Origin of the sequence: Heyndrickxia coagulans 36D1, from assembly GCF_000169195.2 — a bacterium.
Classification (GTDB): domain Bacteria; phylum Bacillota; class Bacilli; order Bacillales; family Bacillaceae_C; genus Weizmannia; species Weizmannia faecalis.
Genome location: NC_016023.1, coordinates 1,802,032 through 1,826,625 on the forward strand (window position 1 = coordinate 1,802,032; position 24,594 = coordinate 1,826,625).

22 protein-coding genes, 1 pseudogene and 1 riboswitch are annotated in these 24,594 nt (G+C 46.9%); of the genes and pseudogenes, 16 read left to right on the forward strand and 7 right to left on the reverse strand.

Annotated elements, in window-relative coordinates; genetic code table 11:
- The first annotated feature begins 105 nt into the window (after positions 1 to 105).
- The 5 genes and pseudogenes from mntA to BCOA_RS25810 all read left to right on the forward strand — a co-directional run bounded on the left by mntA (position 106) and on the right by BCOA_RS25810 (position 3,927).
- Positions 106 to 501, forward strand: a complete 396-nt coding sequence (gene mntA / locus BCOA_RS25790; protein WP_014096952.1) for a type VII toxin-antitoxin system MntA family adenylyltransferase antitoxin — start codon at positions 106 to 108, stop codon at positions 499 to 501.
- Positions 491 to 907, forward strand: a pseudogene (hepT, locus tag BCOA_RS25795) (type VII toxin-antitoxin system HepT family RNase toxin). The gene mntA and the pseudogene hepT overlap by 11 nt, the downstream one beginning before the upstream one ends.
- A gap of 3 nt (positions 908 to 910) precedes the next feature.
- Positions 911 to 2,032, forward strand: a complete 1,122-nt coding sequence (locus tag BCOA_RS25800; RefSeq protein ID WP_014096954.1) for an NAD(P)/FAD-dependent oxidoreductase — start codon at positions 911 to 913, stop codon at positions 2,030 to 2,032.
- A 42-nt stretch (positions 2,033 to 2,074) separates the two neighbouring features.
- Positions 2,075 to 2,680, forward strand: a complete 606-nt coding sequence (locus tag BCOA_RS25805) for a class I SAM-dependent methyltransferase (RefSeq protein WP_014096955.1) — start codon at positions 2,075 to 2,077, stop codon at positions 2,678 to 2,680.
- A 629-nt stretch (positions 2,681 to 3,309) separates the two neighbouring features.
- A complete protein-coding gene (locus tag BCOA_RS25810; protein WP_014096956.1) occupies positions 3,310 to 3,927 on the forward strand; it encodes a bifunctional 2-keto-4-hydroxyglutarate aldolase/2-keto-3-deoxy-6-phosphogluconate aldolase in 618 nt (205 codons plus the stop codon).
- Between the two features lie 249 nt (positions 3,928 to 4,176).
- Here BCOA_RS25810 and BCOA_RS25815 read toward each other — a convergent pair whose 3' ends face one another.
- Genes BCOA_RS25815 through BCOA_RS25825 form a run of 3 tightly spaced genes read right to left on the reverse strand, consistent with a single transcriptional unit; the run spans position 4,177 to position 6,893 of the window.
- Complete coding sequence (locus BCOA_RS25815; RefSeq protein ID WP_014096957.1) at positions 4,177 to 4,740, reverse strand: ECF transporter S component; 564 nt, start codon at positions 4,738 to 4,740, stop codon at positions 4,177 to 4,179.
- Between the two features lie 11 nt (positions 4,741 to 4,751).
- Positions 4,752 to 5,507 (reverse strand): DUF4430 domain-containing protein, encoded by a 756-nt coding sequence (locus tag BCOA_RS25820; protein ID WP_014096958.1) that lies wholly within the window; start codon positions 5,505 to 5,507, stop codon positions 4,752 to 4,754.
- A gap of 6 nt (positions 5,508 to 5,513) precedes the next feature.
- On the reverse strand, positions 5,514 to 6,893 hold the full coding sequence (locus tag BCOA_RS25825) for a terpene cyclase (protein WP_258434435.1): 1,380 nt from the start codon (positions 6,891 to 6,893) through the stop codon (positions 5,514 to 5,516).
- Positions 6,894 to 6,994: 101 nt separating this feature from the next.
- Positions 6,995 to 7,142: riboswitch (adenosylcobalamin (AdoCbl) riboswitch) on the reverse strand.
- A 165-nt stretch (positions 7,143 to 7,307) separates the two neighbouring features.
- On the opposite strand from BCOA_RS25825, the gene htpG reads away from it, so the two are divergent.
- The 5 genes from htpG (at position 7,308) to BCOA_RS25850 (ending at position 12,996) form a co-directional block, all read left to right on the forward strand.
- Positions 7,308 to 9,185 carry a molecular chaperone HtpG gene (htpG, locus tag BCOA_RS25830; RefSeq protein ID WP_014096960.1) on the forward strand — a complete coding sequence of 626 codons (1,878 nt, stop codon included), beginning with the start codon at positions 7,308 to 7,310 and terminating at the stop codon, positions 9,183 to 9,185.
- Positions 9,186 to 9,489: 304 nt separating this feature from the next.
- Positions 9,490 to 10,671 carry a M20 family metallopeptidase gene (locus tag BCOA_RS25835; protein ID WP_014096961.1) on the forward strand — a complete coding sequence of 394 codons (1,182 nt, stop codon included), beginning with the start codon at positions 9,490 to 9,492 and terminating at the stop codon, positions 10,669 to 10,671.
- Between the two features lie 117 nt (positions 10,672 to 10,788).
- Complete coding sequence (locus BCOA_RS25840) at positions 10,789 to 11,556, forward strand: transporter substrate-binding domain-containing protein (protein ID WP_014096962.1); 768 nt, start codon at positions 10,789 to 10,791, stop codon at positions 11,554 to 11,556.
- A gap of 65 nt (positions 11,557 to 11,621) precedes the next feature.
- A complete protein-coding gene (locus BCOA_RS25845; RefSeq protein WP_014096963.1) occupies positions 11,622 to 12,281 on the forward strand; it encodes an amino acid ABC transporter permease in 660 nt (219 codons plus the stop codon).
- A complete protein-coding gene (locus BCOA_RS25850) occupies positions 12,274 to 12,996 on the forward strand; it encodes an amino acid ABC transporter ATP-binding protein (RefSeq protein ID WP_014096964.1) in 723 nt (240 codons plus the stop codon). The genes BCOA_RS25845 and BCOA_RS25850 overlap by 8 nt, the downstream gene beginning before the upstream one ends.
- A 668-nt stretch (positions 12,997 to 13,664) precedes the next feature.
- Here BCOA_RS25850 and BCOA_RS25855 read toward each other — a convergent pair.
- Positions 13,665 to 14,114 (reverse strand): OsmC family protein, encoded by a 450-nt coding sequence (locus BCOA_RS25855; protein ID WP_014096965.1) that lies wholly within the window; start codon positions 14,112 to 14,114, stop codon positions 13,665 to 13,667.
- Positions 14,115 to 14,129: 15 nt separating this feature from the next.
- Complete coding sequence (locus BCOA_RS25860; RefSeq protein ID WP_014096966.1) at positions 14,130 to 15,335, reverse strand: MFS transporter; 1,206 nt, start codon at positions 15,333 to 15,335, stop codon at positions 14,130 to 14,132.
- Between the two features lie 748 nt (positions 15,336 to 16,083).
- Here BCOA_RS25860 and pxpB point away from each other — a divergent pair.
- From pxpB to pcp, 6 genes are all read left to right on the forward strand, one after another.
- Positions 16,084 to 16,791 carry a 5-oxoprolinase subunit PxpB gene (gene pxpB, locus BCOA_RS25865; RefSeq protein WP_014096967.1) on the forward strand — a complete coding sequence of 236 codons (708 nt, stop codon included), beginning with the start codon at positions 16,084 to 16,086 and terminating at the stop codon, positions 16,789 to 16,791.
- Positions 16,788 to 17,789: a 5-oxoprolinase subunit C family protein gene (locus BCOA_RS25870; RefSeq protein ID WP_014096968.1), complete on the forward strand. Its 1,002-nt coding sequence runs from the start codon at positions 16,788 to 16,790 to the stop codon at positions 17,787 to 17,789. Before pxpB ends, BCOA_RS25870 begins: the two co-directional genes overlap by 4 nt.
- Positions 17,776 to 18,543, forward strand: a complete 768-nt coding sequence (locus tag BCOA_RS25875) for a LamB/YcsF family protein (RefSeq protein WP_014096969.1) — start codon at positions 17,776 to 17,778, stop codon at positions 18,541 to 18,543. Before BCOA_RS25870 ends, BCOA_RS25875 begins: the two co-directional genes overlap by 14 nt.
- Positions 18,544 to 18,910: 367 nt before the next feature.
- Positions 18,911 to 19,600, forward strand: coding sequence for a DUF969 domain-containing protein (locus BCOA_RS25880; RefSeq protein ID WP_014096970.1), 690 nt, complete (start codon positions 18,911 to 18,913; stop codon positions 19,598 to 19,600).
- On the forward strand, positions 19,597 to 20,550 hold the full coding sequence (locus tag BCOA_RS25885; RefSeq protein WP_014096971.1) for a DUF979 domain-containing protein: 954 nt from the start codon (positions 19,597 to 19,599) through the stop codon (positions 20,548 to 20,550). Before BCOA_RS25880 ends, BCOA_RS25885 begins: the two co-directional genes overlap by 4 nt.
- Positions 20,551 to 20,640: 90 nt before the next feature.
- Positions 20,641 to 21,288: a pyroglutamyl-peptidase I gene (gene pcp / locus BCOA_RS25890; protein WP_014096972.1), complete on the forward strand. Its 648-nt coding sequence runs from the start codon at positions 20,641 to 20,643 to the stop codon at positions 21,286 to 21,288.
- 332 nt (positions 21,289 to 21,620) lie between these two features.
- On the opposite strand, the gene BCOA_RS25895 is transcribed toward pcp, so the two are convergent.
- Positions 21,621 to 22,943 (reverse strand): NCS2 family permease, encoded by a 1,323-nt coding sequence (locus BCOA_RS25895; protein WP_014096973.1) that lies wholly within the window; start codon positions 22,941 to 22,943, stop codon positions 21,621 to 21,623.
- A 337-nt stretch (positions 22,944 to 23,280) separates the two neighbouring features.
- Positions 23,281 to 24,480: a nucleoside transporter C-terminal domain-containing protein gene (locus tag BCOA_RS25900; RefSeq protein WP_014096974.1), complete on the reverse strand. Its 1,200-nt coding sequence runs from the start codon at positions 24,478 to 24,480 to the stop codon at positions 23,281 to 23,283.
- Between the last annotated feature and the right edge of the window lie 114 nt (positions 24,481 to 24,594).

Here is a 24,594-nt window from a genome sequence, read left to right on the forward strand (position 1 = left end):
AAAGTAAGCGAAAATGAAAATCCCTGTTTGCACGGGGATTTTTCGCTTTTTTGCCGGTTTGTTCGTATAATAAGGATGAGTACCGTGTACAGGGGGGCGCCAAACTTGCGGAGGGAAATCATTGCTTTTTTAAAAGAGAAAATAGATCCGGATTTTATCATTTTGTTCGGTTCGTATGCAAAAGGATATGCCCGGCCGGATAGTGATGTTGACATCGCTTTTTACAAAGAAGGCGGTATGCTGACACCCTATGAATGTTTTTTGTATGCTCAGGAACTTGCAGATAGATTAAATAAGGACGTGGATCTTATTGACCTGAACCATGCGTCTACTGTATTTCAGGCGCAGATTTTTGCAACCGGCATCGTTATGGATATAAAAAATGAAAATGCCCTGAATGTAAAACGAATGCTGGCGTATTGTTTGTATGCAAAGCTAAATGAGGAACGTGCCGAAATATTAAAAAACATTGCAGAAAGCGGGGCTGTGTATGGAAGATGAAGTGGTCTTGAACAAGATAAGTACCATTGAGCGCTGCCTGAAACGTGTCCGGGAAGTGTATAGCGGCTCTCCTGCAAGTTTAGAGGACTTTACGAAACAGGACTCCATCATTCTCAATATCCAGCGTGCTTGTGAAGCATCGATTGACTTGGCCATGCACATTGCTGCAAAAGAACAGCTCGGGCTTCCGCAGACGGGCAGGGAGGCTTTTGATCTGCTGAAAGCGAACGGAGTAATCAATGAAGAAACGGCCGCAAAATGAAAGGCAATGGTTGGGTTTCGGAATATCGCTGTTCACGATGACCAGGCTATTGATTTGGATATTTTAAAGCAAATCATAGAGAAACATCTTGAGGATTTTACTTCATATACAAAGCAAATCTTATTTTACAGAAAGCAGGCGTGACTTATGCCATCTTATGTTGTAATTGGCGGCGGAGTGCTCGGTGCTTCTGCTGCATATCATCTTGCAAAAGCGGGCGCAGCTGTTACACTGGTTGACAGGGCTGACCCAGGGCAGGCAACAGAGGCGGCTGCCGGAATCATTTGCCCATGGCTGTCGCAGCGACGCAACAAAAACTGGTACCGGCTCGCAAAAGCAGGTGCAAAATACTACCCTGATTTAATTGCCCAATTGGAAAAAGACGGGGAAACGGAAACCGGTTATAAACGGACCGGCGCCCTCAGCATACATACAGATGAAGAAAAGCTCGATAAAATGCAGGAACGCGCGTTAAAGCGAAGGGAAGATGCGCCTGAAATCGGGGAAGTGAAACGCCTGTCTGCGGCCGAAACGCATGACATGTTCCCGATTCTGGACGAACGGTTCAGTGCGGTCTATGCAGGCGGTGCCGCGCGCGTAAACGGGAAGGCATTGCGCAATTGCCTGTTAAATGCTGCTTGCAAACGCGGGGCCAAAGTCATTCAAGGCAGTGCCAGGCTGCTTGTGGAAGGCAGAAAAGTCATCGGGGTTGAAGCCGGCAGCCATACGCTGCATGCGGACAAAACGATTGTGGCAGCGGGTGCATGGGCAAAAGATTTGTTCCAACCGCTCGGTGCGGCATTTCAAGTCAGCCACCAAAAAGCGCAGATTCTCCATTTAAAACTGCAAGGTAGGGACACAAGCAGCTGGCCGGTCGTCATGCCGCCGAATGATCAGTATTTGCTGGCATTCGATGGCGGCCGTATCATTGCCGGCGCCACCCATGAAAACACGGAAGCTTTTGATTTGCGCACAACAGCCGGCGGGATCCACGAAGTTTTAAGTAAGGTGCTGCCGGTTGCACCGGGCTTGGCTGAAGCGTCCCTTATGGATGTGAAAGTCGGATTCCGGCCGTTCACGCCGGGATTTTTGCCGGTGATCGGTGCCTGGCCCGGTTACGAAGGGCTTCTTTGTGCAAACGGCCTCGGGGCATCCGGTTTAACGGTCGGCCCTTTTCTCGGCGCAGAGCTTGCAAGGCTTGCACTCGGCCGGAAAACCGATCTGGATTTGTCACCGTACGGGCTGAAACAGGCAATTGCCCCTTTATAAACGGCAGGCTGGTTTTTATCAAGAAAAAACAGGAGCGAAACAATGAACGATTCCTACTTTGACGGAATTTTGCATATTAAAACAACCGGTGAGCAGAAAGGATTTAATGCATCACTACATTACAATCGTTATGAGCCGACGCCCTATCATGCGCTTTGTGAACTGTTCGATCATTATGAACTGGACAAAAGCGATCATGTGGTAGACTTCGGTTGTGGCAAAGGGCGGCTCAATTTTTATATCCATCATTTGTTTCGTGCAACTGTGACCGGCATTGAAATGAATGAAGGGTTGTACCGGGAAGCCCTCGAAAACAAGAAACGCTATGAGAGAAAATTCCCGGTCCAGCCTGCCTGTATTCGTTTTAAATGCTGCCTTGCCGAAAATTATAAGATACTGCCGGAAGACAACCGTTTTTACTTTTTTAATCCGTTTTCCGTAAAAATCTTTATGAAGGTTGTGCAAAATATTTTACGCTCGGTGGAAGAAGCACACCGGGAAACAGACATTATTTTATATTATCCGTCACAGGACTATATTTACTTCCTTGAAGACCATACGCCATTTGAAAAAAAGCTCGAAGTCCCGCTAACACTTTTATATGAGCATAATCCATACGAAAAATTTGTCGTGTACCGGCTTGCGTGATTATGATGGACATTTTTACGGTGCGAATAAGAGAGGCAGCGATGGCAGGAACCGTTCAAAACCGTCGTCAGCATTGCCGGGATTTTTGAAGACAATATGGACGACCCGGCATCATTGAAGTTATTAACCGGAACGCGGAGGAAACTGCCGGGGCATAAGGGGAGACGGAAAAATCCTTGTCAAATCTGGAATTTTTGTTTATTCAGCAAACCCTAATTAGGACTTGCTGAACGAATCCGACTCTGAGTTTGTACCCAATTTGTCAACAAGATTTATCTAAAAATATAGAAGAAACCATCTTTGAAAATGCGATTCTGTCTGCTCTATACTTTGAATCAGCTTTCAAGTGCAAACTTAAATTTTTGCTAAGTCTAGGAATTTTGCTTATTCTCAGCAATCCCTAGGTGAAGGAAGCGAGGAAAATGGACGATCTTTCTTCACATAGGGCGCGTCTACGTTAAGGAAGCACGAAAAAACGAAGGTCTTTCTTCACATAGAGGGTGTCTATGTTAAGGAAGCGCAGAAAAATGAAGGCCTTCCTTCACATAGGGTGCGTTTCAAGTGCAAGTTTTTCCCTGTATTTTTTATAAAACCCTTGCATTCAATTTAAGCAAAAGCCGTGAGCATCCTTGCCAAATCTAGAAATTTTGCTTATTCAGCAAGCCCCAATTACAGATGCTTTGATTGAAGGCGGGATCAAAAATATTGAATTAACATTTACAGTCCCTAACGCGGATATCGCAATAAGAAAAATTACAGAGAAATATAAAGATCGACGTGATATATTGATAGGGGCTGGCACTGTTCTTGATTCCACCACTGCCCAAATTGCACATCTTTCTGGAGCAGAATTTATCGTTTCACCAACTTTCGATAAGGGAACTGCCTTGCTATGTAATCTTTATCAAATTCCTTATATCCCAGGGTGTATGACTGTTAATGAAATGAAAGAAGCGATGCAGGCAGGTGCGGAAATAATTAAATTGTTTCCAAGTAACATTGTCGGCCCGGCTTTTGTGAAAAATGTTAAAGCCCCTTTGCCGCAACTGGAAATTATGCCCTCGGGCGGCATAAACCTGGATAATATGGGGGATTGGATAAAGGTAGGATGCAGAATGATTGGCGTTGGCGGAAGCTTGTTGAAGCCTGCGGAAAACAATGATTTTACGGGAGTTACCAAGATGGCCAGGGCTTTTGTGCGGGAATATCAATTACAGATTGAAGAACTGGGTAATCAGTACGTATAATTTTGATAAGTACAGGACAGCACCTCCTTTGATGGATACTAAGGAGGTGCTAGTGTTTATTGTGCAATTCAATGGAAGCTCGAAAGACTCGCAGTATAAGACAATTAATGCAATATATAAATGAAATCGTATAATCTTAAAAACGTTGCCAATCTTCAAGTAATTTACTATGTCATTTTGTTGCCAATTTTATCCATCCCTATCACAACACCCAAACAAGGCTGCCTGCATGAAACAGGCAGCCTTGGGCTAAATACGATCTATCCGTGCTTTTTCTTTTGTAATCAGTTTGATCAAAATCGGCCCTAAGATCAAATAAAAGAAGAAGTTTCCCGCGGCATGGTAGCTGTCAAACAACAGCCCGCCGAGGTAGTATGTCCAAAATGCAAACGGCCCGCCGATAAACAAATAATTTAATGAAACCATAAAGCCAAACAGGAAGCCGGTAAAAGCTGCATACAAACATAACACGAGATGCGGGATTTTTTTGTATAACTCTTTCTTGCCGAGCAGACCGGAAAGCACCGCGATACTCCCCCACGCAAGAAATTGCATGATCGCAAACAACCCCATGCCAAGAAACATATCGGAACCGAAAACGATTAAAAACGCAAGCGCCAAACCGAAGCGGATGCCGAAAACAAAAGAACTGCAAATGATGATCACCGTGCATGGCTGGACATTCGGGATTGACGCCATCAAAATCCGTCCGGCCACGCTCAGTGCGGCTAGCATGGCAAGAAGCGCCATTCTCCTTGTCAGCCGTGAAGCGTTCTTCGCTGACTTCTTTTTTTCAAGCGGCTGATTCCCCATATTATGCACTCCTATTTAGAATAGAACCAGACAACCTGATCGCCGGCTTTTAATTTATACGTCCCTGCGGAAACGTTTGGCTCTTTTCCGTTTACTTTATATTTCCAGCCGCTCATGCCGCCTTGATCCCCTTCATACTGGCCGTCAATGCCTTTTACATAGGCCGTTGCACCGGATCCGGAATAATCGACGCTTACACCTTCAGAAGCGGTAGCTGTTTTTAAAACGGAAAATGCTGTGTCTCCGCTTTTATAACTGTATTTGCCGCCGAAAACTGGCCCTTTATAGCCCTTTACCGTTAAAGAAACCGTTTCGGCCTTTGCTTTAGATGAGGCTCCCGTGTTGTCGGAAGCACGGCTGTCATTGGAACCGGACGAAGAAGCCCCAGTTGTCGTTTTTGTTGATGTGCTGGATGTGACCGCCGTTTTTGTATTTGTGGCAGGTGTTTCATCCGTTTTGCTGTCTGTCGAAGCTTTAGCCTCAGTATTTTTGGAACGAGCGGCTGAATCTTTCACGTTGCTTCCGGATCCGCCCGTATTGCTTTTTTCATCCGTTTTGATACTGCCAGCGTCGTCCGTTTTCTTTCCGGATGTATTTTCTTTTGCTGCCGTACTCTTTTCCTTTGCTGCAGTGTTTGCAACTTGTGTTGTTTCTGAATAGGTTTTAACGGTTTTCGATTCAAAATGGAAACCGTCGATCAAAAACCAGGCGCCGAATGCAATCAATAAGACGGCAATACTATCAATGATCATGCTTTTATATTTCATTCCTGCTCATACCCCCAGAAATTTTTTACTGATGATTAGCAGGATGACGCCTGCACCCGCAGATAGGGAACCGACCCAGCCGTGCACAGGAGAAATACCCGTTGTTTTGGTAATAACGACTTTTTTCGGCTCTTGCTGCACATCTTCTGCAGGGGTTGCCTGGTCAGTTGCAGCTGCAGGCTTGTCCTCTTTTTTTGCATGTGAAACTTTTTCTGCTTTTGCCGGCGTTTGATTTTTAGTTGCAGCTGGCTTTTCTACCGTGTTGGTTTTTGTGATGGTGTTGTTGTTTGTAATTGTATGATCTTTCGTAATCGTATTCGTTTTGGTGACGACTTCTTTCGCATGCTTTTCAACCACTTTTGCAGCGGCAGCAGCTGGACTTTGGCTGGTGGTTTTGCCAGTCCCATTATTATTTGGAGAATTGCCGCTACCTTTACTCCCGGTATTGCTACTGCTCGAATCCTTGTCCCCGGCACCCGAATCGGTTGCGTCTGTACAGGCAGAATAGGAGCTGCTTACTTTCCGGAAGTTATACAGGGTATCCCCCTTGAGAAAAAGGTCATAGGCGACAAGGGCCTGGAAAACCTGTTCTGTTGAAAAGCTATCTGAAGATTCGCTTGCCGTTTGCCACTTGTACCCGCCGTTTTTGGCATCTTTATAGGTGCTGAGCGCAGAAATTGGATTCATGCCTTTTTTAACAAAATCATCGGTTGACGGGTCAACGCCGACAGAGACAAGACCGATGATGGCCTGGGCGGTTGTGCACGAATTGTCAAAGCTGGCGTTTTCTTTTTCTGCTGCCTTCAAGTATTTAATGCCATCCCGGATTGCCGTGTTCACATCTTTATCATGTTTATCCTGATAAGTGCCAAGCGCGGTCAGTACCATGCCGGTTGAGTCAACATCCGAATTTTTGGCGGTCAAACTCCAGCTCCAACCGCCGTCCGGAAGTTCCGCATCAACCAGTTTTGCTGCAATTTTAGCAGGAGTATTCGGTGCATCACTCGGAATCTCATAATTATCCGTATTCAAAGCGATTAAATCATAGGCATATCCGGTTACCGAGCTTTCTGCCGCCGTATCGTATACGCGTTTGATCAAATTCTCTCCTTGAAAGTTTTCCGGATCCTCTCCAATCGCTTTTAGAGCAATGATGGTCTTAACGAGTTCCGTACCGGTTAACTCTTTGCCTTTGGCTCTCACCCGGTTTATTAAAACTTTCCGGTACTGCTTTATCTCATGGGCTGTTAGCAAATTCTCCTTTGCCAGTGCGGCTACTGCAAAATCCGAGTTTAAAGCGGAAGATTTAAAATATGATGCCGTATCCTTTATATCTTTGCAGACAGATACTGCTGCAAAACTGTGGATTGGAACTGCAAATGCCAAAACAAAAACAATTCCCAGAAAGAGTCTTCTTGCGCTTTTCCCCACCATTACCGCTCTCCTTTCATAAAAAACCCCTTGTACAAAAGAGGTATACAAGGGCAAAATTTTTTTCGCCTATACCTCGTAGGCTTCAAATAAACCGACAGCTTGGGAGAAAGATCTGACTTAGGAAAATGTTTTCCATCACAGTGGCGGGACCGTACAGGAATTTCACCTGTTTCCATCGCCCAAGCCCGTATTTAGATGTCAGTAATTAATTATAGAACAACCCCTGCCTGTTGGAAAGGACAATTTCTGCCACTATTTCATTGACAAACAAGCGGTGCTGTGCTAAAAAATAAGATGTTAGCACTCTGGTGTTAGGAGTGCTAAAGGGACATTGCCATCATCTATACATATAAAGGAGAGATCGAAGTGGCGGTAAAGGAATTTAAAGCAGAATCCAAACGGCTTCTCGACATGATGATCCACTCGATTTACACGCAAAAAGAAATTTTCTTGCGTGAGCTGATATCCAACGCCAGCGACGCGATTGATAAAATTTATTACAAAGCTTTGACAGATGAAAATTTAACATTTGATAAAGACAGCTACTACATTAAAATTACCCCGGATAAAGAAAACCGGACGCTGACTGTTTCTGATACCGGGATCGGCATGACGGAGACGGAAATGGAAGAAAACCTCGGCACGATCGCGCAAAGCGGTTCGCTCGCTTTTAAACATGACAATGAAATGAAAGACGGGTATGATCTTATCGGCCAGTTCGGCGTCGGCTTCTACTCGGCGTTCATGGTGGCAGATGAAATTACCGTCATTTCCAAGGCTGCGGGGAGCGATCAGGCTTATAAATGGCAGTCGAAAGGTGCGGAAGGCTATACGATTGAGCCGTGCGAAAAAAACGGCAACGGTACGGATATTATATTGAAGCTGAAAGAAAACACAGAGGATGAAGACTACGATCAGTATTTGGAAGAGTACCGGCTGCGGGCCATTGTGAAAAAATATTCCGATTTTATCCGCTACCCGATTAAAATGGATGTAACGGAAAGGCGCCTGAAAGAGGGCAGCGATGATGAATACGAAGAGGTCAAAGAAGAACAAACGCTCAACAGCATGGTCCCGATCTGGCGCAAAAACAAGAGTGAGCTGACAGATGAAGATTATGAGCAATTTTATATGGAAAAGCATTACGGCTTTGACAAACCGGTCAAGCATATTCACATCAAAGTTGACGGCACCGTGCGTTACAATGCAATTCTTTACATTCCGGAAAAAATTCCGTTCGATTATTATACGCCGGAATATGAAAAAGGGCTGGAACTGTATGCGAATGGCGTTCTGATTATGGAAAAATGCCCGGATCTTTTACCGGATTATTTCAGTTTTGTCAAAGGGATGGTCGACTCCGAAGACCTGTCTCTGAACATTTCGCGGGAAATGCTCCAGCACGACCGTCAGCTAAAACTGATTGCGAAAAATATCAAAAACAAAATCAAGCGTGAACTAGCTAACCTTTTAAAAGAAAACCGTGAGCAGTACGAAGCATTTTTCAAATCATTCGGGCGTCAGTTGAAATTCGGGGTATACAATGAATTTGGCGCGCACAAAGAAGATTTGCAGGATCTCCTGATGTTTTATTCTTCAAAAGAGAAAAAGCTTGTTACGCTTGATGAATACGTAAGCCGCATGCCGGAAGACCAAAAATACATTTATTACGCAACCGGTGAGTCGATTGACCGGATTGAAAAATTGCCGCAGACGGAACTTGTGCTTGATAAAGGATACGAAATCCTTTACTTTACGGAAGACATCGATGAATTTGCGATCAAGATGCTCATGAATTATAAGGAAAAAGAATTCAGGTCCGTATCAAGCGGCGATCTCGGTTTTGAAACGGAAGACAAAAAAGAAACCGATGCCGAGGAAAAAGAAAACAAAGAGCTCTTTGCATTTATGAAAGAGACACTGGACGGAAAAGTGAAAAATGTCCGTGCCTCGCACCGCTTAAAATCGCATCCGGTCTGCTTTACAACGGACGGCGAAGTGTCGATTGAAATGGAAAAAGTGTTGAGCGCAATGCCGAACGGACAAAATGTAAAAGCCGATAAAGTGCTCGAAATTAACATCCATCATGATGTATTTAACGCATTAAAAGAGGCGTTCGCCCATGACAAGGACAAATGCAAGCTTTATACAAACCTGTTGTATAACCAGGCGCGGCTGATTGAAGGGCTCGAGATTGAAGACCCGGTTGCATTTTCAAATGATATTTGCAAAATGATGGCATAAGGAAGCCCGCATATTGCAAAAAAGCCACGGGACATCCAGCAAATCTACGGCCCCCGCGACGGCCGGCATGGTTGCTGTGCCCGTGCCGGTGAGCACCGGGACATTTGCAAACCGTATGGCTGGAACATTTCATGAATAGCAGTAGTTTATATGACGAAGAAGGCTCCATCTGAAAGCAAGATGGGGTCTTTTTGTATTTTTTATAAAAAAGGGTTGCCCGAATGGGAAAGGTGATGTATATTTATAACATATTATTTATAAATATTAACTTTGGCGCACACGAACAATACAAGGGGGCCATCCAATGAAGGAACAGCTTAGACACCATTTGAGTCAAATCGAGTCCAAGCTCTGGGAAATGAGCGACTACTTATATCATCATCCCGAACTTGGCGACCAGGAATACCAGTCTATGAAATTACTCACGGACTTCCTTGCGTCACACGGCTTTTCAGTGGAAAAAGGAATTGTCGGCAGGCCGACCGCTTTTAAAGCAGTTTATGACAGCGGAAAAACAGGGCCGGCAGTTGCCTTTTTATGCGAATATGATGCGCTTCCGGGTGTCGGCCACGGCTGCGGCCACAATATGATCGGAACGATGAGCGCGGGTGCGGGTGTGCTTTTAAGCAAAATGGTTGACGAAACCGGCGGCCGCGTGGTGGTGCTCGGGACACCTGCAGAAGAAACGAACGGTGCGAAAGTTGCGATGGCGGAACAGGGTATTTTCGATGGGATCGATGCCGCGATGATTGTCCACCCGGCCGATGAGTCGTATGAAAGCGGTGAGTCGCTTGCCATGGATGCGATCCAGTTTGACTTTCGTGGGAAATCAGCCCATGCGGCATCGAACCCGGAAGACGGCATTAACGCACTCGACGCAGTGATCCAGCTGTTTAACGGCGTGAATGCACTCCGCCAGCATGTCACCTCCGATGTCCGTATCCACGGCATTATCAAAGAAGGTGGCATTGCCGCAAACATTGTCCCTGATAAGGCGGTGGCCCAGTTTTATGTCCGCGCCAAGGCCCGTGCGGTTTTAAACGAAGTGGTTGAAAAGGTGAAAAGAATCGCACAGGGAGCTGCAATGATGACCGGTGCCACCGTGCAAATCTCCAATTACGAACTAAGTTATGACAATATGATCACAAACGAGACATTGTCGAAAAGGTTCACGGAAAACCTTTTACAAACAAAAGTGAAAAAAGTCAATCCGCCAAAAACCTCATACGGATCCATTGATATGGGCAATGTCAGCCATGTCGTGCCGGCGATCCACCCGTATATCGGCCTAGATGCCCCGGGGCTTGTCGCGCATACAAAAGCATTTGCCGATATGACGGTTACGGACAATGCACATCAGATCTTATCGAGCGGCGCACTGGCTTTGGCTATGACCGGGTTTGACCTTCTCACAAACCAGGAACTTTTGGAAAAAGTAAAAAGCGAGTTTGCGGAAAACGTTAAAAAAATACCGGTAAACAGCTAAAAAATGACATTTATTTTTTAAAATAGGGATCTTTTCAAACATTGCACAACGTGTTAAAATACATTTTGTTGAATAAAGATACTTACCAAGACTGATATATTCATAGGGGGAAACATTGTGAAAAAGATCGTGTTAGGCATCGCAATTGTATTTTCAATGGTGATTGCGGCAGCTTGCGGCCAAACAAACAGCAGCAAAAGTAATACGAAAAAAGAAAAAACGCTCATCATGGGCACTTCAGCCGACTTTGCCCCGTTTGAAACAAGAGACACAGCAGGAAATGTGGTCGGATTTGACGCGGATCTCGCCAAGTATATTGCAAAAGAACTGGGATACAAACTTGAAATTAAAGATATGAAATTTGACGGACTGATCGGGGCGCTGCAATCGCACCGTGTTGACATGGTCCTTTCCGGGATGTCCGCAACGAAAGAACGTGCCAAAAACGTTGACTTCTCCACCCCGTACCATCATTCAGGGGAAATGTTTGTTACGCTAAAAGGTTCCCCCGTCAAGACACTGGATGACTTGAAAGGCAAAACCGTCGGCGTCCAGCTCGGCACCATTCAGGAAGAGGGCGCGGACAAGCTGAAAGGAAAGTACAATTTTACGGTCAAAAAGCTGGACAACTCCACAAACTTAATTGAAGAATTGCTTTCAAAACGGATTCAAGTAGCCTATCTTGATAAATCAGTCGCAGAAGGCTATATCAAGAAGCAAAACCTGGTTGGCTTTGACGACCCGACCTCGAGCTCGCCAGGTATGGCCGTTGCTTTGCCAAAAGGCAGCAAATTGACGGCGAAAGTCAACAAAGTGCTGGCAAAAGCGGAAAAGAACGGGAAACTGGACGAGCTGAGAAAGAAATGGAAACTTGACAAACAGTAATGCATGCAGGCGCCTTGCTGAGCAGGGCGCTGTTTTTTCAAAACAAACAAAGTGAGGTGTAAGGCATGAATTTGGATTTCAGCCAAATTGTGCCTTATATTCCTTTTATTTTAAAAGGAATATGGGTAACTTTAAAATTTGTATTTTTTGCGATCCTTTTCGGGTTTGTGCTCGGCACGATTTTTGCCCTTTTTAAAATTTCTCATATTAAAACATTGAAATGGATAGGCGATATTTATACATCAATTTTCCGGGGCACGCCGCTCATTGTGCAGCTGATGCTCATTTATTTTGCCATTCCACAGCTGACCGGTTACGATATCCAGCCGTTTCCGTCCGCTATTCTCGCATTCGGCTTAAACTCTGCGGCATATGTATCGGAGATCATTCGGGCCGGGATCCAGGCGGTGGACAAAGGCCAGACCGAAGCTGCTCAGGCGCTCGGCGTACCGTATTATTTAATGATGAAAGACTTGATTTTACCGCAGGCGATGAAAAATATTTTGCCGGCGTTGATGAATGAATTTGTTTCTCTGACAAAAGAGTCCGCCCTTGTATCGACCATCGGTTATCTCGATTTGATGCGCCGTGCCCAGGTTGTCGGCGCGCAAACGTATCACAATTTTGAACCGCTGCTGTTTGTCGCTGCGATTTACTGGGTGCTTGTCTTTATCCTCACCATGCTTGGCAAACAAGTAGAAAGGAAGATGAAATACAGTGATTAAAGTCGAACATCTCCATAAGCAGTTCGGGCATAATGAAGTTTTAAAAGACATTTCAACAGAGGTCGGAAAAGGGGAAGTCGTCGTTGTCATCGGCCCGTCCGGATCCGGAAAATCGACCTTTTTACGCTGCCTGAATTTCCTGGAGGAGCCGACAAAAGGGCGGATTTGGATTGACGGGGAAGAAATCACCGATAAGAAAACGAATGTGATGAAAGTCCGTTCAGAAATCGGCATGGTGTTCCAGCACTTTCATCTTTTTCCGCATAAAAGGGTCCTGGACAATTTGACTTACGCGCCGATGAAAGTAAAAAAGATGAACCGCCAAACCGCCGAAGAAAAAGCCCGGGAATTGTTGAGAAAAGTCGGCCTGACCGAAAAAGAAGAGGCATATCCGGACAGCCTTTCCGGCGGGCAGAAGCAGCGTGTCGCGATTGCGCGCGCGCTGGCAATGGAACCGAAACTGATGCTGTTTGACGAACCGACATCCGCGCTTGATCCGGAGATGGTCAAAGAAGTGCTGAACGTCATGAAAGATCTTGCCCAAACCGGCATGACAATGGTTATCGTCACACACGAAATGGGCTTTGCCCGCGAAGTGGCTGACCGCGTCCTGTTTCTTGACGGCGGCAAAATTTTGGAAGACAGCACACCGGATGAATTCTTTTCGCGCCCGAAAACAACCCGGGCACAGGATTTTTTGGACAAAGTGTTGTAAAAAAGCAGCTGCACAAGGCAGCTGCTTTTTTACATGGGAATGCCGGCCTGTTAATGAAATCCTTTTGGAAGCCCAAAGAGACATTTTCACCGTTCCCGCTTCCGTCCTCCCGCTACCCCAGACGAAACAGCCGGCCTTTACGTTAAGAAACCGGTGGGAAACTGGGGGCCTATCTCCGCATAGAGCGCGTCTATGTGAAGGAAGCGAGAAAAATTGCAGGTCTTTCTTAACGTAGAGTGCGTCTACGTTAAGGAAGCGAGAAAAACTGTGGTTCTATCTTAACATAGAAGGCGTCTACGTTAAGGAAGCGAGAAAAATCGCAGCTATATCTTAACATAGAAGCCGTCTATGTAAAGGAAGCAAAGCAAATCGGGGTTCTTTCTTAACATAGAGTGCGTCTATGTAAAGGAAGCGAAGGAAATTGCGGCTCTATCTTAACCTAGAAGGCGTCTACGTTAAGGAAGCGAGAAAAATCACAGCTCTTTCTTAACATAGAAGGCGTCCCTGTTAAGAAAGCAAGAAAAATTGCCGGGTATCTTCACATAGAGCACGTCTACGTGAAGATACCCGGCAAAAAACAATGTCTTTCTTCACACGAAGGGTTCTGTAATACATTTTAAAAAGGCAAATCGGAAGCGGGAATAAAGCAAAGCCTCCCGCCGCTCCAGTTAGCCGGCTGTTTTTACCATAACTTCAAGCTCCATTTCCACATTTCCCTGAATGGCCCGGCTGATCATGCATGATTTTTCGGCTTTTTCTGCAAGCTTCCGCGCGAGCCGGACATCGCTTTCGGATGCGTCCGGTTTCAGCACAATTTCTGGTCGGTGGATGATCTTTTTATACGTAAATACGCCGTCGGTCACATCGACGATCCCTTCTGATGCCATTGTCAAACTGTCTTTCTCCAGGCTGCTGCGTTCCATCATCGCCGCCAGCGTAATGATATAACATGTTGCGGCAGCCCCGAGCAACATTTCGTCCGGATTTGTGCCGACACCCGGACCGCCCATCTCCGGAGGAATAGAAATTTTCGTTACCAGGTTTCCGCATGCAATGTTCCCTGTATCATTGCGAAGCCCCGGCCAGTCTGCTTTTAAATGAAAATGATGTTCTGTCATGTGTGACCCCTCCTGTTAAAATTTGCTTTCTGCTGCTGTTTTGTTTTTGCCGGCTGCTGCTCTTCTCCCATGGACGGCATAATAAACGGCAATACACAGGACAACCCAGCCCGAAACCGCAAGATACAGCATCCGGAAATCCATCAAACCGGCAACTGTTCCTAAAAGATAAGGACCGGATCCGCTTGCCAGGTCAAGAAAAATGAAAAACGTCGAAGTTGCTAGTGCTTTCCGGTTTGGTGGCGAAAGCTGAATGGCAATTGCCTGGAAGCTGGACTGTACGGTGCCGTAACCGATCCCGATCAAAGCCCCGGCTGTAAGCAGCATCCATCCGCTGTGCGCCTGGCTGAGCAGGACGAAACCGGCAATTAACAAAATAAACAGCGGGTAAACGACAACATTTGCCCCGCGTTCATCAAACCATCTGCCTGTAAAAGGCCTTGTGATGACGAGCGCTGCTGCATAAACAAGGAAAAAATAAGTGGCGGCGCCGGTTAGTCCAATGTCCTTTGCATACAAAGATAAGAAAGATAGCACACTGGAATAGGCAAGCGTAACGGCAAAAACCGCACCTGAAATCGGCACGGCAGCCGGTTCGAAGTAATCTATTACTTTAAAACGAGCCATTTCCGTAACTTTTGCATGGCCAGCAGCCGGTTTTGGAACGGATAACAAAATGCCAGAAATCAGATCAATGAACGCAATGATGCTTGACACGAGCACGATCATATGAAAATCGGCAAATCGGGTAATCAGAATCCCTAAAAACGGCCCGATAGCCATCGCCAAATTCATACTTGTCGCATAATAGCCAGTACCCTCTCCGCGCCGTTCATTTGGGATGATATCCGCGACAATGGCGCCGGCGGCTGTCGTAATCACGCCGTGCATCGCTCCCTGGATAAAACGCAAGACCATCAAATATAGGAGACTATCAGCTTTAAAATGAAGCAACATCACAGCCAGAAAAACAATTAATCCGCCGACCAGCATCTGCTTGCGGCCGATTTTGTCGAGATATTTCCCGGCAAATAACCGTGCAATGAGTGAAGCCAGCACGAATATTCCTGCTGCAAGCCCTGCCATTCCCTGACTTGCATGGTAGGCGGTTATGACGTACATGGCAATACTGGTCATTAACAAATAAAATACAACGTGCGTAAAAAAATTTGTGGAAGAAATCATAATAAAGTCTTTCGTCCACAATTTCGGTTTATCCAAAGGAAGTACCCCCTCGTTTCTAACGTAAAAAGCAGGTAACTTCATTATAGAACGTTTTAGCAAAAATATTCAATGTGTTTCTATACCAGAAATAAAGGGAGCCGTTCACGTCCCTCCGCATCTTACACCTGACATGATGCACGCTATAGGGTGCCCCGCGCACCACCATGCTGCAAAGAATGCAGCACGCATAAAAGTCTGAAAATCTACCGGCGCAATTTTTCAGCCCAGACGCCTATGCAGCAGAGAACGCAGGATAGCAGTCCTCGTGCATTTTTAACGCAGCGCCATCCGAACAACAGTGCATGTTCAGAACAAGGCATGCAGCCCGCTGCTTCAACATGGCGGGAAACGAAACATACACAATTGTTGCCTTATCTTTTTATTCCGGTGTATATTTAAAAATATAAAAGTTTACAAAGTGAATTGTTAAAAATAGAAAGATTTTCCCAAATTATCTTAAAATAGCATTCTCGTAGGACAAAACCCGATCAGCACGTCTATTCAATCTGCAAACTTCCCGTATTGGATTCAAGATGCATTTTTAACAAACGATATTGAAAACGGATACAGTCGTGTGATTCAAGCAATGGGATCGTTAAAGCTGCCAACTGCTATTATTTCTTTGCGGCAAATCAAAACGAAACGGTGTGCATTGCCGGACAGGTTTTTTCCAGTGACAAAATAGAAAACATTTGTTATTATATGATAATAATCTTTAAATGAATACGAGGATGGAGGCGTCTATATGGATTTTCAATTGTTTCCGGAAGGCGACGGCGCAATCCTGATTGAAGCAGGGAAAGAAATCAACCTTGCAAACCACAGGAAAGTCCGGGCGATCGTTTCATTAATCGAAAATGCGGCGCCTGCGTGGATGATTGAATATATTCCCGCCTACACAACTGTCACCGTTCTGTATGACCCATTCAAAGTTTATGCAAAATTTGGCGAATATCCCTACAGATATGTATCCCGCTATTTCACCCGGCTTCTTGAAAAAGCACAGCCTGCATTCATCCCGGAACCGCGCACAGTCGATATCCCGGTATGCTACGGCGGCGAATTCGGGCCGGATCTCGAAAATGTTGCCCGCATCAACGACCTTACGCCAGAAGAAGTGATCCGGATCCATGCTTCCGGCGACTACACCGTATACATGATCGGATTCGCACCCGGTTTTCCTTATATCGGCGGCATGCCTGAAAAAATTGCAGCGCCCAGGAAAAAAACGCCGCGGCTCAAAATTCCGGAAAGATCGGTTGGAATCGCCGGAAAACAAACCGGGATTTATCCGATCGAAACACCGGGTGGTTGGCAAATCATCGGTCGGACTCCCGTCAAACTGTTCCGGCCGGATCGGGATGGGCCAAGCCTCCTTCAAGCGGGCGACAAAATCCGCTTCCGGCCGGTGAGCCTTGAAGAATACCGGGAACTGGAGAAGATGCCATCATGATTAAAATTATCAAACCGGGCATGCTGACAACGGTGCAGGATCTCGGGCGGTCCGGCTACCAAAAATACGGGGTTGTCCAAAGCGGGGCAATGGATGCTTTTGCCCACAGAGTCGCAAACTTGCTTGCCGGTAATCCGGAAAATGAAGCCACACTGGAAATTACGCTCACAGGGCCGGTGCTGGAGTTTCAGAACGATACATTGATTGCCATTTGCGGCAGCGGGTTCCATGCTGTTTTGGACGGGAAACCGGTCGGGCTATGGCGGCCCATGAAAGTGAAAAGCGGCAGTGAACTCAGACTCAGGCAGGACGGGACCGGCTGCCGGGTCTATTTGGCGGTTTCCGGCGGGATATCCGTCCCGGAAGTGCTGAAAAGCAAGTCAACCTACTTGCGTGCGAAGATAGGCGGTTTCAACGGCCGGGCACTCCAGGCGGGCGATGTGCTTGAAACCGGGACCCCCGGGGAAGTGTCCAGGCAGCTGACCGCATCTATTGAATACCAGCCGGCATGGTCTGTTTCGAAAAACATGCTGCCGGATTACGGTCCGTTTCCAACGATCCGGGTCGTTCCGGGCCGCCATGAGGGCTTATTTACCGCAGAAAGTATTGAAACGTTTTTCCGTGAACCATACCGCCTTTCGCAAAATTCCGACCGGATGGGGTATCGCCTCGAAGGTCCGAAACTGACGGTAAAAGCGACGCAGGAGATGTTATCTGAAAGTGTCGGCTTCGGAACCATCCAGGTGCCGTCCGGCGGGGAGCCGATTGTCCTGTTGGCAGACCGGCAAACGACAGGGGGATATCCGAAAATCGCCCAGGTTGCTTCTGTGGATTTGCCGCTATTAGCCCAGCTGAAGCCGGGTGACAAGCTCCGGTTTAAAAAAATAACGTTGCAGGAAGCACAGTTGCTTTATATAGAAAGAGAAAAACAAATTCGCATGTTGAAGGGAACGATTGCCTACCAGGCGAAAAGGAGGGGCACACATGCCGAGCATTGATCTGAACTGTGATATGGGCGAAAGTTTTGGTGCCTATACCATTGGGAGAGATGAAGAAATACTGGATTTGATCACTTCCGCCAATATTGCGTGCGGTTTTCACGCCGGTGATCCTACTGTGATGCGGAAAACGGTCCGGATGGCAGCTGAGAAAGGGGTTGGGATCGGCGCGCACCCCGGACTTCCGGATCTGATGGGGTTCGGGCGCCGGAATATACAGATTTCCCCGCAAGAGGCTTATGACATGACCGTCTACCAGATCGGTGCCCTTGCTGCGTTTGCAAAAGCAGAAGGAAGCACCGTCCGGCATGTAAAACCGCACGGCGCACTTTACAATATGGCAGCCAAAGATGCGAGACTCGCCGAAGCCATTGCGGAGGCGGTCTATGATGTCAGCCCCGACCTGATTTTATTCGGGCTTGCCGGCTCGGAACTTGTGAAAGCCGGGGAAAAAGCCGGCTTAAAGACGGCGAGCGAAGTTTTTGCCGACCGGACTTATCAACAAGACGGCGCTTTGACACCGCGGCGTGAACCGAATGCCTTGATTGAAGACCGTGAAACGGCGGCAAAACAGGTGATCCGGATGATCAAAGAAGGCGTGGTCACCTCCGTGCAAGGAGAAGATGTCAGCGTCCGTGCGGATACAATCTGTATCCACGGCGACGGCAGACAGGCGCTTGCATTCGCGGAATTTATCCGCCAGTCGCTTGAACGGGAAGGAATCAAGATAGAAAAAATCAGCCATTTGAGCTGAACAGGGTGGCGCCAACTGGAATTCCGACCGCCACCCTTGGAATGGGAGGAAAGCAGCACAACGGCTTATCCCGAAAAATCGCAGTCTCTCCACGTAAAACCGGTCCAATGCATATGGCCAATATATTTGTGAGTCTGCAAGGGTTAAACATTCATAACCATCACTCGCAAAGCCGGGCCCAACCAACTGCTGGCAGAAAACAAGCAGCACAGCGGCATATGCCCGATTGGTTTAACAAATCACCGCGGAACTGCTGCAGATTGAAATTATACATTTTCCTATCACACGTGAATTCCCCCGCCTTAAAGATTACAGAACAAAAAGTACGGGCGGGGGTTATCTGTATATAGAAAAGGAGTGAACGGGTATGGTATTGATCGGTGTTGCACTGATTATCATTGGATTTGCACTCAGATTTAACCCGCTGGTCGTTGTGACCGTTTCGGGCCTTGTCACCGGATTGATCGCGGGCCTCCCGCTGAAACAACTGATTACGCAATTCGGGGAAGCTTTTACAACAAACCGCTATATGTCCATCTTAATTATTACCTTGCCGGTGATCGGCCTTTTGGAAAGAAGCGGGTTGCAGGAACAGGCGAAACATCTCGTTTCCAAAATCAAAGCAGCAACGGCCGGTAAAATCCTCACGTTTTATCTGCTGATCCGTGAAATTGCCGCAGCGCTCGGCCTGAACAGCCTCGGCGGGCACCCGCAGACAGTGCGGCCGCTCATTGCACCGATGGCTGAAGGGGCGGCGGAAGCAAATTACGGCGATGTTCCGGAAGAAGACAGAGAAGAAATCCGTGCCCAGGCGGCTGCTGCCGATAATATCGGCCTGTTTTTCGGAGAAGATATCTTTGTTGCGGTCGGCGCCATTCTTTTAATGAAAGGATTTTTTGACCAAAACGGCATTAAAGCGGATCCGATTTCGATGGCGCTTTGGGGGTTGCCGACAGCCATATTTGTATTTATCGTCCATTCCATCCGGCTCCGCCTCTTTGACCGGAAACTGGACCGCAAGCTTGGAAAAACCGGAAGCAAGGATGTGGAAAAATGATCATTTCAACTGAGTGGATTTATATCATCATGGGAATCGTTTGCTTTTTCTGCTCTGCCTACACTTTTTTTGATCAGGCAAACAGTAGGCGCATCCCGTCCGGCCTTTTTTACCTGATTTATGCCGTTACGCTCTTATTTGGAAAAGTGATCCCGCCTTTTTACACCGGGTTGATGGTACTTGCCATGGTGGCAATTGTCGCATTTGGCGGCCTGCAAAAGGGAAGCTACAACGGGGTGAGTGCGGATGAGCGGGAAAAAAGCCGCAAGCGGTTGGGAAACCGGCTTTTTCTGCCGGCAATTCTCATCCCGGTTTTAACCGTATTGGGCTCAAAATTGCTTGTCAATGTGAAAATCGGCTCGCGTCTTTTGCTGGACCCATCCAATCCGACGCTTGTCGCGCTTGGAGTGGCGTGTATCATTGCCATCCTTACCGCAATGATGCTGACAAAAAGCCGTCCGCAAACCACGTTTAAAGAATCACGGCGTCTTTTGGAAGCAATCGGCTGGGCTGTTGTCCTTCCGCAAATGCTGGCGACACTCGGTACCATTTTTACAAAAGCAGGGGTCGGCACAGTGGTGTCAGGCCTGATTACAAAAGTGATTCCGGAAAATTCGGTTTTCTGGATCGTGTTCGTTTTCTGTGTTGGGATGGCGCTTTTTACGATGATTATGGGCAATGCGTTCGCTGCTTTTCCGGTGATGGCGGCCGGGATTGCGATTCCGTTTTTGATCGAGCGGTTCGGTGCCAATGCGGACCAGATTGCAGCCCTTTCGATGTTCGCCGGTTACTGTGGCACGCTCATGACCCCGATGGCAGCGAATTTTAATATTGTGCCGGCTGCGCTATTGGATTTAAAAGATAAAAACCATGTCATCCGTGTACAAGTGCCAACCGCGCTGCTGACACTTGCATTTAACATTGTATTGATGTATCTGTTAGTCAAATAGGATGAGATCCATTTAGAGGTATGGGGTAAATCAATACCTATTCGTGAGTAAATGAGAGATCATGGCACTTTATTGAAGGAGGAGAGGAAAATGGAGAAAAAAGTACTCTTAACCGGTTTTGATCCTTTTGGCGGGGATAAAGTAAACCCTGCCCTGGAAGCGGTAAAGCAATTGGACGGAAAAAATATGGAAGGCATTCGCATCGTCACGCAGCAAGTGCCGACCGTATTTCACGAATCGATCCGGACCGCTGCTGAGGCCATTGAACGCGAAAAGCCCGATGTTGTCATTTGTGTGGGACAGGCAGGCGGGCGCACGCAAATCACGCCGGAACGTGTGGCGATTAATATTGATGATGCCCGTATCCCGGACAATCAGCATCATCAGCCCATTGACGTCCCGATTGCAGCGGACGGCCCCGCGGCTTATTGGTCAACGCTGCCGATTAAAACGATCACGAGGCAGCTGCGGGAGGCGGGAATCCCGGCTGCTGTCTCCAACACAGCAGGCACATTTGTCTGTAACCACCTGTTTTACGGCGTCATGCACCATCTGGCAAAAAACAACATATCGGCCCGCGCAGGTTTTATCCATGTGCCTTATATTCCGGAACAAACAACCGAAACAGGCGCTCCAAGCATGTCCCTTGAAACGATCGTCAAAGCGCTTGAAATTGCTGTTTCCGTCTCCGCCACGACCGAAAAAGATCTGGTGGAAACAGGCGGAGCATTGCATTAAGGGATATGAAAAATTGTGGCCGGCGCGGATGAAGGACAAACCGGAGTTGGCCGCTGTATGAAGTGTCTTTCATAAAGGCTATGAAGGACAAAAGGAGATTGGTTGGGTCCGGAAATGTCCTTCAGAGAGTCAATGAAGGACAAAACGGATTTGCCCACGTCTGGGAATGTCTTTCATCGGGGTTATCAAGGACAAAAGACTGTTGCCTGTAGCGTGAAATGTCTTTCACGGAGTCAATGAAGCAAAAAGAAATTCGCCGGTGGCACAAAACCCCTCAAAAAAACCCGTCTGGAAAGTTCATTTCCAGACGGGTTTTTCGCTTTTCTTCCTAATTATAATAAAGCGCTGCAGATCAAGTTGATCAGAAATAAAGCCCCTAACAAGATCATCACAGGGTGTAATGTTTTTGCCTTCCCTTCCAGGATTTTCAGAACGGGCCAAGCTACAAAGCCAAAAGAAAGGCCGGTAGAAATACTGGATGTAAAAGGGATCAGCACGATGATCAAAAATGCCGGAAACCAGCTGCTGAAATCATCGAAATGAAGGTCTTTTAACTGCTGCATCATGATGGCGCCGGTAATGACGATAATTGGCGCAATGGCAGCCTGCGGAATATAACCCAACAGCGGCGTAAAGAAAAGCGATAAGGCAAACAGAATGCCGGCTGTTACCGCCATGATCCCCGTTCTGCCGCCGCTTTCGATTCCGGCCGCGCTTTCTGCAGCGGCAACGGTCGGGCTTGTGCCCAATATCCCCGAAATCAAGCTTGTCGCAGCACTCCCTTCGAAAGTCCGTTTAAAGTTCCTTTTATCGGGGAGGATGCCCTCCAACATGCCCATCGACTCAAAAATGAGGATCATTGACATGGAAAAGACTGCGAGCAAAAACGGGAGAGAAAGCAGGTGTGAGAAATCTCCTTTCCCAACAATTGCGCCATAGCTCGTAAAATCGGCTAAGGACACATGTGCGGACTGGCTGCCGTGGATGCCAAACAGGATGCCGGTAATCGTCGTCACTGCAATGCCAATCAAAAATCCGCCGTTTACTTTTTTGATAAAAAGCATCAAGTTGACAAAAAGGCCGAACAAGAAAAGAAGGACATTCGGATTGGTGAGAGAACCGAGCTCGATTAATGAAGCTTTCCCCGGCTGGATCAGCGCCGCCTTTTCCAGCCCGATTTCAACAAGAAACAACCCGATTCCGACTGTAATGCCGGTTTTTAAGGAAGCCGGGATGGCAGCCGATAACACCGTGCTCAGTTTTGTAAAAGCCACGAGCATGTACAGCACACTGGCCATCATGGAAATCGCAAGCGCTTGTTGCCACGACAATCCCATATTGACGACAATCGTATACGTAAAAAAGGCATTGACTCCCATTCCGGGCGTCAGGATGATCGGGGCATTGGCCCAAAATCCCATCATCAGGCAGCCTGCTACAGAAGACAGGATGGTGGCAAATACACTTAAATTGACGGGGATCCCGGCATCCGCCAAAATCATCGGATTGACAATGATGATATACGAAATGGCGAAAAAACCGGTCATCCCGGCCGTGATTTCTCTTTTTATAATGGATTTATCAGAAAAGGCCTGCCATAAGGATGGCCGGCCGGAAGACAGCGTACGATCATGATAGAGCTGGTGATGAGACATTTTGATTCATTCCCTTTTTATTTGTATGTTCTATTGGCAACCGCTGATTCCTGCCTGTTTAGAACGGGATGTTTGCTACACCTCCAGTCGGCATGAACAGACAGAAACCGTTTTTTCAAACAGCGGAAAGATGAAAAGCCAGCAACAAGTCGGAAAACGAGCGGCTTCTTCGACATCTCTTCACCATCTGTCCAGGCATCAGATAGAGAAGGAGACCCCATCTAAAGAGCCGTACACCCCATCCGCGAACAGGAAGGGTGCACGGAGTTTTTAAAATTTGTTCTTCCGGAACGAAGCCCCCCTGGTTTCAGGGAAAATTTTACACATGATCATCCTATCACCATACAAACAAACCGACAAGGCCGGCGCTCAAAAGCGAGACAAGGATACCGGAAAGGATTAAATAGCCTGCATTTTTCGAAATATGGTGTACAGTTGCTTTGTCCGACAAATCTTTAAACGCACCGATCACCATTCCCAGTGTCGAGAAGTTCGCAAAAGAAATCAGGAACGTGCAAAGGACGGCACGGAAATGCGGTGCGAACGTGTTGACTTTTGGCGCAATTTCACCCATTACAACAAACTCATTGGTAACCAGCTTCGTCCCCATATATTGTGCCATTTGGAAAGCCTGGTCTGCCGGCAGTCCGAGCAAAAAGCTGAATGGGAACAAGATGATGCCCAAAATCGATTCCATTGTCAGCCAAGGTGCGATGAGCATCAGAAGTTTGTCAATCAATGCGGCAAGAGCGACAAATGCGATAACAGAAGCGGCAATGATCAAAATCAATTTGCCCGCTGCCAGAATGGAGTCGCCAAGGAAAGAAAAGAAAGGTTCTTTTTCTTCTTTTTTGACTTCCACTACTTTATCTTCATCCCGATCGATCTTTACAGGGTTTAAGATGTTGACAACAATAATAGCGTTGATGATATTGAGCGGAATGGCAGAGAGCACAAACTGCCCCGGCACCATTTGTGTATAGGCCCCGACAATGGCTGCGGTAATACAGCTCATCGACATCATCGCCAGCGTTAAATTCCGCTTCGGGCTGTTCTTTTTAATTTGCAGGCTGGAAACCGCCAACGCTTCCGTATTGCCCAAAAACATCATTTCAACAGAGAAAAACGACTCGAATTTCGGCTGGCCAGTAATTTTGGACAAAATCCATCCGAGTTTGCCGATGATCCAAGGCAATACATTGAAATAAGTTAAAATGTCAAATAAAGGAACGACGAGCAAAATCGGAAGCAACGCACTGACGAAAAAGTCCATTTGTTTGACATGCACCCAGCTTGAAAAGGCAAACCCGATACCGTCGTAAGCCGTCTGCACAAGCCAGTTAAAACCGTATGCTGCCCCGTGTACCATGGCGCGCCCCACCGGAAAACGGATTAAAAACCAAGCCAGGAAAATATTGAGGACAACCATTAAAGAAATGGATTTCCATTGAATATGCTTTCTATCCTTAGATAATAAATAGGCGACGCCAATAAATACCAAAATGCCAACGATGTTGAGAAGCAAATATCCGAACATGGCATAGACCTTCTTTCCATTAAGATAAACGACACGTTTATGAAGCTTTCAACATGGAGGCGTAAGTGTGTTTGTACACTTCCTTTTATGCTGAAACTTCAAATGTTTTTGGAA

Coding starts and splice junctions, on each gene's coding strand:
- BCOA_RS25800 (WP_014096954.1), top strand. CDS start 911: ATGCCATCTTATGTTGTAATTGGCGGCGGAGTGCTCGGTGCTTCTGCT.
- BCOA_RS25805 (WP_014096955.1), top strand. CDS start 2,075: ATGAACGATTCCTACTTTGACGGAATTTTGCATATTAAAACAACCGGT.
- BCOA_RS25815 (WP_014096957.1), bottom strand. CDS start 4,740: ATGGGGAATCAGCCGCTTGAAAAAAAGAAGTCAGCGAAGAACGCTTCA.
- BCOA_RS25820 (WP_014096958.1), bottom strand. CDS start 5,507: ATGAAATATAAAAGCATGATCATTGATAGTATTGCCGTCTTATTGATT.
- BCOA_RS25835 (WP_014096961.1), top strand. CDS start 9,490: ATGAAGGAACAGCTTAGACACCATTTGAGTCAAATCGAGTCCAAGCTC.
- BCOA_RS25845 (WP_014096963.1), top strand. CDS start 11,622: ATGAATTTGGATTTCAGCCAAATTGTGCCTTATATTCCTTTTATTTTA.
- BCOA_RS25855 (WP_014096965.1), bottom strand. CDS start 14,114: ATGACAGAACATCATTTTCATTTAAAAGCAGACTGGCCGGGGCTTCGC.
- pxpB (WP_014096967.1), top strand. CDS start 16,084: ATGGATTTTCAATTGTTTCCGGAAGGCGACGGCGCAATCCTGATTGAA.
- BCOA_RS25870 (WP_014096968.1), top strand. CDS start 16,788: ATGATTAAAATTATCAAACCGGGCATGCTGACAACGGTGCAGGATCTC.
- BCOA_RS25875 (WP_014096969.1), top strand. CDS start 17,776: ATGCCGAGCATTGATCTGAACTGTGATATGGGCGAAAGTTTTGGTGCC.
- BCOA_RS25880 (WP_014096970.1), top strand. CDS start 18,911: ATGGTATTGATCGGTGTTGCACTGATTATCATTGGATTTGCACTCAGA.
- BCOA_RS25885 (WP_014096971.1), top strand. CDS start 19,597: ATGATCATTTCAACTGAGTGGATTTATATCATCATGGGAATCGTTTGC.
- pcp (WP_014096972.1), top strand. CDS start 20,641: ATGGAGAAAAAAGTACTCTTAACCGGTTTTGATCCTTTTGGCGGGGAT.
- BCOA_RS25895 (WP_014096973.1), bottom strand. CDS start 22,943: ATGTCTCATCACCAGCTCTATCATGATCGTACGCTGTCTTCCGGCCGG.
- BCOA_RS25900 (WP_014096974.1), bottom strand. CDS start 24,480: ATGTTCGGATATTTGCTTCTCAACATCGTTGGCATTTTGGTATTTATT.